Origin of the sequence: Streptomyces sp. sk2.1 (assembly GCF_008120935.1) — a bacterium.
In the GTDB taxonomy this organism is placed as follows: Bacteria; Actinomycetota; Actinomycetes; order Streptomycetales; family Streptomycetaceae; genus Streptomyces.
This window is the reverse complement of the sequence record NZ_RDBO01000020.1, coordinates 380789-389923: the sequence shown is the minus strand read 5'-3', so window position 1 is coordinate 389923 and position 9135 is coordinate 380789. Positions and strand designations below refer to the sequence as shown.

Annotated in this window: 8 protein-coding genes; 5 read left to right on the top strand and 3 right to left on the bottom strand. The window is 73.0% G+C overall.

Going from position 1 to position 9135, the window contains the following annotated elements; translation table 11 throughout:
- The 3 genes from EAO76_RS05185 to hmgA all read right to left on the bottom strand — a co-directional run.
- A partial coding sequence (locus tag EAO76_RS05185) for a type ISP restriction/modification enzyme (protein ID WP_148835575.1) occupies positions 1-894 on the bottom strand: 894 nt, incomplete at its 3' end.
- An 89-nt stretch (positions 895-983) separates the two neighbouring features.
- Positions 984-1751, bottom strand: coding sequence for a GntR family transcriptional regulator (locus EAO76_RS05180; protein WP_148833789.1), 768 nt, complete (start codon positions 1749-1751; stop codon positions 984-986).
- 82 nt (positions 1752-1833) lie between these two features.
- Positions 1834-3162, bottom strand: coding sequence for a homogentisate 1,2-dioxygenase (gene hmgA, locus EAO76_RS05175; protein ID WP_148833787.1), 1329 nt, complete (start codon positions 3160-3162; stop codon positions 1834-1836).
- Positions 3163-3284: 122 nt separating this feature from the next.
- Here hmgA and EAO76_RS05170 point away from each other — a divergent pair, with 122 nt between their 5' ends.
- From EAO76_RS05170 to EAO76_RS45870, 5 genes are all read left to right on the top strand, one after another.
- On the top strand, positions 3285-5363 hold the full coding sequence (locus tag EAO76_RS05170) for a right-handed parallel beta-helix repeat-containing protein (protein WP_148833785.1): 2079 nt from the start codon (positions 3285-3287) through the stop codon (positions 5361-5363).
- Positions 5360-6232 (top strand): hypothetical protein, encoded by an 873-nt coding sequence (locus EAO76_RS05165; RefSeq protein WP_148833783.1) that lies wholly within the window; start codon positions 5360-5362, stop codon positions 6230-6232. Before EAO76_RS05170 ends, EAO76_RS05165 begins: the two co-directional genes overlap by 4 nt.
- Positions 6229-7512: a hypothetical protein gene (locus tag EAO76_RS05160; protein WP_148833781.1), complete on the top strand. Its 1284-nt coding sequence runs from the start codon at positions 6229-6231 to the stop codon at positions 7510-7512. Before EAO76_RS05165 ends, EAO76_RS05160 begins: the two co-directional genes overlap by 4 nt.
- 47 nt (positions 7513-7559) lie before the next feature.
- A complete protein-coding gene (locus EAO76_RS05155; protein ID WP_148833779.1) occupies positions 7560-8180 on the top strand; it encodes a TetR/AcrR family transcriptional regulator in 621 nt (206 codons plus the stop codon).
- A 171-nt stretch (positions 8181-8351) separates the two neighbouring features.
- Positions 8352-9135, top strand: a 784-nt coding sequence (locus EAO76_RS45870; RefSeq protein ID WP_262375279.1) for a citrate:proton symporter, incomplete at its 3' end; no start/stop codon positions are given.

Here is a 9135-nt window from a genome sequence, read left to right as displayed (position 1 = left end):
GGCGGGCACGGGCGAGATGCGGCCGGTGCCCAGCGCGAGCGTCTCCCCATCCGGGTCGTACTCCGGCGCGGTCGGTACCGGCGGGATCGCGGCCCGCACGTAGGGGCGCCGCCCGCCCGGCAGCCGCGGGCGTTCCCGGCCCCCGGCGCCCCGCAGCTGCAACCGCGCCAGCTCCCGCCCCAGTTCCACCCCGGCCGACCAGCGCGCGGTGTCGGCGGGCAGCGGCACCACGCATCCGGCGGGCGAGGGCCGGGCCGCCGCGAGCACCCACGCCAGCACGGCCTCCGCGGTGACCGGCCCGCCGTGGAGTTCGCCCAGCAGCGCGAGCAGCCCCGGGGCCAGATTGGGTTCGAGACCGCCGGGCCGCCGGTACAGCGGACGGATCCGGCCCGGCCGGCCGGCGGGGGAGTGGCCGTCCGGGAGCAGCGCCGTCACGGACAGGGCGGGGCCGGTGTCCCGGGGCACGTGCCCGTGCTCCACGACGAACAGCTGGTGCCCGTCGGCGACCCGCCACAGCTCGGGGCGGGCGGCGTCGATCAGCCGGTGGTCGGGCAGCAGCCACTGCCGGTCGAACGGGCCGTGCGCGATCCGTACCGGCTCGGGGCACGGCCCGTCCTCGCGGGCGAACCGGCCGGTGCCGGTGGACTGCCCCGGCAGCGCCGCCACCGAGGTCCACGGATCACGGGACCGGCTGGCCCGGAACAGCCGTTCGCGTTCGTCGGCCGGGGCCCGCACCAGCCGGTCCCAGCGCGCCCTGAGCGAGCCGGCGTCGGGGGCGAGGACCCAGGGGCGCCCGGTGCGCAACGGCCGTACGGACCAGGGCATGAGGTCGTCGAGGAGCGGGGCGTCCGCGTCCTGGCCGTCGCCGGAGCCGCCCGCCGCCCGTGCTGCCACCGTGCCGTCCTCCCCGTCGCCACGTCCGCCGCCTTCCCGGGCATCGTAACCGTGCCCGTGCGGAGCGGTCCCGCCCCGCAGGAGGGGGCTCAGTGGGCCTCCAGGGTGACCGAGAAGGAGAAGCGGTCGCCCCGGTACCGGATGCGCGCCACGTCGACCACCCGGCCGTTCTCGTCGTACGTCACGCCCGTGTAGAACAGGATCGGGCTCAGCAGCGGCACCCTCAGGAGCTCGGCGGTGGGCGGGTCGGCGAGGCGGGCCTCGACGGTGTCGGTGATGCGCGCGATCCGGACGCCGACCCGGTCGCGCAGCACCTTGGTCATCGGCCAGCGTTCGAGATCGGCGACGTCGATACGGGCCGCGACCTCGGGACGCACCATGTTCTCCGCCCAGTTGGTGGGCTCGTCGTCGTTCTCGTCGCAGCGCAGCCGGCGGTAGCCGACCACCTCCGCGCAGTCGGGGAAGTACTCGCAGAGGTCCCCGGGCACGGCGACCGGGCCGTGGCCGAGGACCTCGGTCCGCTCGCCCGACTGCTGGGCCACGATCGCGTCGATCGAGCCGAGCAGCCGGACCGGCGACACCCGGCGGGCGCGCGGCTCGATGAACGTGCCGCGCCGCCGGTGCCTGCTGATCAGCCCCTCCGTCTCCAGCTCCTTGAGCGCCTGGCGCATCGTCAGGACGCTGACGCCGTAGTGCGCGGCGAGCTGCTCCTCGGTGGGCAGCCGCGCCGACGCGTCCTGGGCCCGGCCGAGTATCGAGGCGCGCAGCGACTGCGAGACCTGGTACCACAGCGGCAGCTTGCGGTTCAGGACCAGCGAGTCGGGGGCGAAGGCCGGCCCCGGGGGCGTCTTGGGCATCTGGGGCACCTGGGTCACCTGGTCTCTCCGTACTGCGGCAGGGCGGACGCGCCGGTGCGGGGCCGGGGAACGGCCCCGCCGCCTACGGCCTGAAGTTGCGGCTCAGACCCTGCCACACGTCGTCGTAGCCGTGCTGCAGGTGACCGGCCGTCGCCGCCTGCGCGGTCGCCGTCACCGGCCAGCGGGTCTCGAACATGAAGGCCAGGCCGTCGTCGATCTTCTGCGGCTTCAGCTCCGCCCCGCTCGCCCGGTCGAAGGTCTCCCGGTCCGGGCCGTGCGCCGACATCATGTTGTGGAGCGAGCCGCCGCCCGGGACGAAGCCGCCCCTGCCGGCCGTCTTCGCGTCGTACGCGCCCTCGATCAGGCCCATGTACTCGCTCATCACGTTGCGGTGGAAGTACGGCGGCCGGAAGGTGTCCTCGCCGACCAGCCAGCGCGGCGCGAAGACGACGAAGTCGACCCCGGCCAGCCCCGGGGTGTCGGACGGCGAGGTCAGCACCGTGAAGATCGACGGGTCGGGGTGGTCGTAGCTGATCGAGCCGATGACGTTGAAGCGGCGCAGGTCGTAGACGTACGGGGTGTGGTTGCCGTGCCAGGCGACGACATCGAGCGGGGAGTGGTCGTAGGTCGCGGACCAGAGGTTCCCGCAGAACTTGTTGATCACCTCGACCGGTCGGTCGTCGTCCTCGTACGCGGCGACGGGGGCCAGGAAGTCCCGGGCGTTCGCCAGGCCGTTGGCGCCGATCGGACCGAGGTCGGGCAGGGCGAACGGCTGGCCGTAGTTCTCGCAGACGTAGCCCCGGGCGGTGGTGTCGAGCAGCTCCACGCGGAACCGGACGCCGCGCGGGATCAGCGCGACGTGCCCCGGCTCGGCGCGCAGCAGGCCCATCTCGGTGCGCAGCAGCAGGCCGCCGCGCTCCGGGACGATCAGCAGCTCGCCGTCCGCGTCGCTGAACACCCGGTCCGTCATGGACGCGTTGGCGCTGTAGAGGTGCACGGCCATGCCGGTGCGCTGCGTCGCGTCGCCGTTGCCGCCGAGGGTCCACAGGCCGGCCAGGAAGTCCGTCCCGGCGGCGGGCTCGGGGAGCGGGTCCCAGCGCAGCCGGTTGGGGTCGGGCACGGATTCGGTGAACGGGGCGGTGCGCAGGGCGCCGTTGTCGATCCGGACGAACGGCGGGTGGGCGGCCGAGGGGCGGATCCGGTAGAGCCAGGAGCGGCGGTTGTGGGCGCGCGGTTCGGTGAAGGCCGAGCCGCTCAACTGCTCCGCGTAGAGCCCGAGGGGCGCGCGCTGGGGGGAGTTGCGGCCGTGCGGCAACGCCCCCGTCACCGCCTCCGAGCTGTGCTGATTGCCGAAACCGGCGGAGTACTCAAGCCCCTCCGCCGTCTTCCTCGCCTGCTCGATGCCGCTCATCCGCGCTCCCGGTGCCGAAGAAATCCTATGGACAACCGTAGGAATCGAATCGGGGCGCGTCAACGGCATTCGTGACGCACAGGGGGGTTCCAGAAGTTGAACAATGCTCTACTCTCTCGCACATGTCGTGGACACGAAGACTTCTGGTGGTCCTGGCGGCGCTCGCGGCCGCCCTCCTCGCGGCCCCCGTGGCGCAGGCGCACGAAGAACGTCCGGTCGAACTGCCCGACGGAACCGGAAGCGTTCCCGTGTACCGCACGGGCGAACCCGATCTGCTGGTCTGCAAGGGCGACCGGGCCGACTTCGAGCGCCGGGTGGCGGCCTTCCCGGCCGAGCTGCGGGACCGGAACCTGAAGCTCTTCGACCGGTGCCTGAAGTCCGGCTTCCGCCATCTGCAACAGGCCGTCGACGCGGTCGACCGGCCGGGCATGAACATCGCGGTCCTGCCCGGCCTGTACGAGGAGGAGCCCTCGCTGCCCGCACCGGCGGGGGAGTGCGCCCGGCTGAAGGCCCCCGACTCCCAGCTCGGCTACCAGATCCTGTCGTACGCCCAGCAGGCGCGGTGCCCGCACAACCAGAACCTGGTGGCGATCCTCGGCAAGAAGAACCTCCAGATCGAGGGCACGGGCGCCGAGCGCACGGACGTGGTGATCGACGCCAAGTACCGCAAGCTCAACGCGATCCGCGCGGACCGGTCCGACGGCGTCTACTTCAAGAACTTCACCGCCCAGCGCACCACCTTCAACTCCCTGTACGTCCTGGCGCAGGACGGCTTCGTCATCGACGACGTCCTCACCCGCTGGAACGACGAGTACGGCTTCCTGACCTTCGCGAGCGACCACGGGCTGTACAAGAACTGCGAGTCGTACGGCAACGGCGACTCCGGCATCTACCCCGGCAGCGCCTCCAACATCAACGACGGCCACGGCTACGACGTACCGCGCTACTCCATCGAGATCACCGGCTGCCGCAGCCACCACAACATGGTCGGCTACTCGGGCACGGCGGGCGACTCCGTCTACGTCCACGACAACGAGTTCGACCACAACATGGGCGGCGCCTCGATGGACAGCGCCTTCCCCGGCCACCCCGGACTGCCGCAGAACCACGCCCGCTTCGAGCGCAACCTGATCCACGACAACAACGCCGACTACTACCGGTACGTCGCCGACGGCACCTGCGCCAAGCCGCCCGTGGAACGGGGCTACGAGGACGGCGTCGTCTGCCCGCAGATCTCCATGCCGCCCGGCTCCGGCATCATCACCGCGGGCGGCAACTGGAACCTGTACGAGAACAACTGGATCTACGGGCACCGGCGCACCGCCTTCTACCTGTCCGCCGTCCCCGCCTTCATCCGGGGCGAGGACGCGCTGTCCAAGCAGGCCGACACCTCCCACCACAACCGGTACGCGAACAACCACCTCGGCAAGGACCGGGCGGGCAACTCCCGGCCCAACCGCACCGACGTCTGGTGGGACGGCCAGGGCGGTGGCAATTGCTGGCAGTCGGACACCGGCGCGTCGTCCCCGCGCACCCTGCCCACCTGCGGCGCCGAGCGCGGCGCCGTGTCCGGCGGCAGCGACCGGCTCGTCGGCGAACCGGTCAAACTGGCCCAACTGCTGGTCTGCGCCGACTACAACGTGCAGGCGCGGCGGCTGCCGGCCGGCTGCGACTGGTACGGCGCGCGGGGCATCGAGCGCATCGAGACGCAGGTGACTCTGGCGATCGCCGTGGTGCTCGCGCTGGTCGGCGGGGTGCTGTGGTGGCGCAGACTGCGGGGCAGCCGGTCCGCCACCGTCGTCACGGCGCTCGGGGCGATCGGCCTCGCGCTGGACGTCGCCGGTTCGACGACGGGGCTCGCCTCCTCCTACGTGCCCGCGCTGGCCCTGCTGCTGACCGGGGTGTGGTGGACCGGGATCGGGCTCGTGCTGCGGCGCGAACGGCCGTGGCTGGGGTGGACCACGGTGGTGCTGGGCGCGCTCACGCTGCTGGACGCCCTCGACAAGGCCATGTTCATGATCCCGTGGATCCCGCTCGGCCCGGCCTGGGTGCGCGGACTCCTCGGCGTGGTCTGGGTGGTGTGGGCCGTGATCGCCACCGCCCGGCACGGCGAACGGGGCGAGGAACCCGGAACGACGGAGAACCCGGAGACGGCACGGACCGCGCAGGCGTCGCGGACCGCGGAAGGGGACGGAGCATGAGGAGTTTCGGAAAGGGCCGGAGCGCGGGGCGTTCCCGCAGGCGGCAGCGGGCCGCCCGGCCGGTCGCCACGGCCGTCGCCGTGCTCACCGCGGGCGCCCTCGTGCTCGGGGCGAGCGCCTGCGGCGGGCGGGCCACCACCCACCACAAACCCGGCACGAGCCACGAACAGGCCGACGGGGACACCGGCCGGCTGCTCACCGCCGACGACGGCTCGGGCAACCGGCTGCGCGAGGTCGACGCCGAGGGCGCCCCCGCCGTGACGGTCGCCGTGCGGCGGGACTCCGAGGACGGGTGGAACGTCCGCCTCACCGTGCGCGACTTCCGGTTCACCCCGGACAGCGTGGGCGGCGCCGCGCTCCTCGGGCGCGGCCACGCCCGCCTGTTCCTCGACGGCCGTCCCCTCGCCCGCGTCTACGGTTCCTGGTACCACCTCCCCGCCTCCCTCGTCCGCGGCGCGGGCGGCGGCACCGGCCTCACCGCCCGGCTCTATGCCGACGACCACACCGCCTGGGCCGTGAACGGAGCCCCCGTCCAGGCCACCGCCTCCCTCGCGGCCTCCTCCGCGAAGCCGGCCCCCGGTGCGACCCGCTCCGGGGAGACCCGGCCCGACACGGACCTGGAGATCGTCGTCTCCCGCGGCAGGGTCAGCCCCGCCCCCGGCCGCACCGAGGTCGAGAAGGGCGGAACCGTCCGGCTGCGCGTCCGCAGCGACCGCGCCGACAGCCTCCACGTCCACGGCTACGACAAGGAGGCCCGGCTGCCCGCGGGCCGCACCGTCACCCTGACCTTCACCGCCGACCGCAGCGGACTCTTCGAGGTCGAGACACACGAGTCCGACCTGCTCCTGACCCAACTCGTCGTACGGTGAACGCCCTCGCCCACGGCATCGGCGCCCAGCACGACCTGCCGCTGTCCCCCTTCTACGCCTTCGCCGGGGCCTTCACCGCGCTCTTCGTCTCCTTCCTCGCGCTCGGCCTGCTCTGGTCCGCCTCACGGTTCCGCGGCGACCGGGCGGGCCGCCCGGTACCGGCCGCCGTCCAGCGCCTCGCCGACGCCCGCCCCACCCGTACCGCCCTGCGCGTCCTGGGACTCGCCGCCGGGCTGTTCGTCGTGCTCCACCTCCTGCTCGGACCGGACGACCCGGAACGCAACCCGGCCCCCGGCGCCGTGTACGTGCTCCTCTGGGTCGGGCTGGTCCCCGCCTCGCTCCTCCTCGGCCCCGTCTGGCGGCTGGTCAACCCGCTGCGCACCGTCCACCTCGTCGTCCGCCGCCTGCTCCGCCGCGACCCCGGCGAGGGGCGCCCCCTGCCCGCCCGGCTCGGCCTGTGGCCCGCCGCGGCCGGGCTCCTCGCCTTCACCTGGCTCGAACTCGTGGCCCCCGACCCCGCCTCGGCCACCACCCTGCTGCTCTTCCTCGCCCTCCACACCGCCGTCCAGCTCGTGGGCGCCGCCCGTCACGGCGCCGGGTGGTTCGACCACGCGGACGCCTTCGAGGTCTACTCCGGCCTGCTCGCCCGGCTCTCCCCGCTCGGCCGCCGCCCCGCCGACGGCCGCCTCGTGCTCCGCTCCCCGTTCAACGGCCTCGACGCCACCCCGCATCTCCCCGGGCTCGTCGCCACCGTCTGCGTCATGCTCGGCTCCACCGCCTACGACGGCTTCTCCGACTCCCCCTCCTGGATCACCACCGTCCAGACCTCGCCCCTGGGCCGCACCGCCGCGGCCACGCTCGGCCTCCTGGCCGCCGTCGTCCTCGTCGCCACCCTCTACGCCCTGTGCTCAGGGGCCGTCCGGCTGATATCCGGCCGGCTCCGCCGGCCGCTCACCTCCTTCGCGCACTCGCTCGTCCCGATCGCCCTCGGCTACCTCGTCGCCCACTACTTCACGCTCTTCGTCACCGAGGGGCCGCGCACCGTCATGATGGCGTTCGGCACCGACGATCCCGTCCCGCCCGATCCGCCCCTGGGGCCCGGCGGCGTCGCCACGCTCCAGGTCCTCGCGATCGTCCTCGGCCATGTGCTCGGCGTCGTCGCCGCCCACGACCGGTCCGTGCGCCTCTTCCCGCCCGGCCGCGCCGTCGCGGGGCAGCTCCCGCTGCTGATCCTGATGATCACCTATACCGTCGGAGGGCTTTCGTTGCTCATCGTGTGAGCATCGACGGAGGTCGGCCACCCGTCGCAGAGGAGACCCACGGCATCATGGAGCCCGTGCCCCATGTCAACACGAACCTCCGCCGCGCCCCCGTGCAGCAGCGCAGCGCCGAACGCCTCGCCCGGATACTCGACGCCTGCGCCGAACTCCTCGACGAGACCGGCTACGAGCAGCTGTCCACCCGGGCCGTGGCCGTGCGCGCCGAAGTGCCCATCGGCTCCGTCTACCGCTTCTTCTCCAACAAGCGCGCGCTGACCGACGCACTGGCCCGCCGCAACCTGGACAGCTTCGCCGAACGCGTCACCGCCCGCCTGGCCGCCATCCCCACCGCCGACTGGCGCAGCGCCATCGACGCCGTCCTGGACGAGTACCTGGCCATGAAGCGGTCCGTGGCCGGATTCGCCCTGGTCGACTTCGGTGTGCCGGCTCCCGTCGACGACCCCGCCGACGACGCCAACCGCCGGGTCGCCGACCGGCTCGCCGAACTGCTCTCCGGATACTTCGGCCACGCCCCCGAGGAGGAGCGGCTCCGCACCATCCTGGTCTGCGTCGAGGCCGCCGACGCCGTCCTCGGGCTGGCGTTCCGCAGCGACCCGGAGGGCGATCCGGCCGTCGTCGCCGAGACCCGCATCCTGCTGCGGGCCTACCTGGCGCGGCTCCTGGACTGACCCGCGCGAGGGGGGGCCGGATCGCACCCGACGGGTGAACAACGCGTTGACCTGGGGTTTTGCTCGTATTGCTCGCATGTCAACATCTTGTTAACGCCGCGAGGCGAGCCCTAACGTCATCCGCACCGCCGACTCCGGTGGGAGTTCAAGGGTGAGCGATAGGTATCCCACATGCTGACAATCCTCGGCTTCGCCATGATCGCGACCTTCCTGGTCCTGATCATGATGAAGAAGATGTCGCCGATCGCGGCGCTGGTCCTGATCCCCGCACTGTTCTGCGTCGCCGTCGGACAGGGCGCGAAGCTCGGCGACTACGTCATAGACGGCGTCGGCAACCTGGCCCCGACCGCCGCGATGCTGATGTTCGCCATCGTCTACTTCGGCGTGATGATCGACGTCGGCCTCTTCGACCCGATCGTGCGGGGCATCCTGCGCTTCTGCAAGGCCGACCCGATGCGGATCGTCGTCGGCACGGCGGTGCTCGCCGCGATCGTCTCGCTCGACGGCGACGGCTCCACCACGTTCATGATCACCGTCTCGGCGATGTATCCGCTCTACAAGCGCCTCAAGATGAGCCTGGTCGTGATGACCGGTGTCGCCGCCACCGCCAACGGCGTCATGAACACCCTCCCCTGGGGCGGCCCCACCGCCCGCGCCGCCACCGCGCTCAAGCTCGACGCGGGCGACATCTTCGTCCCGATGATCCCGGCCCTCGGCGTCGGACTGGCCGCCGTGCTGCTCCTCGCCGTCGTGCTCGGCCGGCGCGAGCGCAGGCGGATCGGCCCGCTCACCCTCGACGGGGCGCCGGCCGCGGAGACGGCCACCGAGCCGGAGACCGTGCTCGTCGCGGCGGGCGGCGGCGACCGCGCCCGCAGGACCTCCGGCGGAGCGGACCGGGGCACCGGCACGGGCACGGGTACGGGCACGGGCGGGGGCACGGGCGGGGGCACGGGTA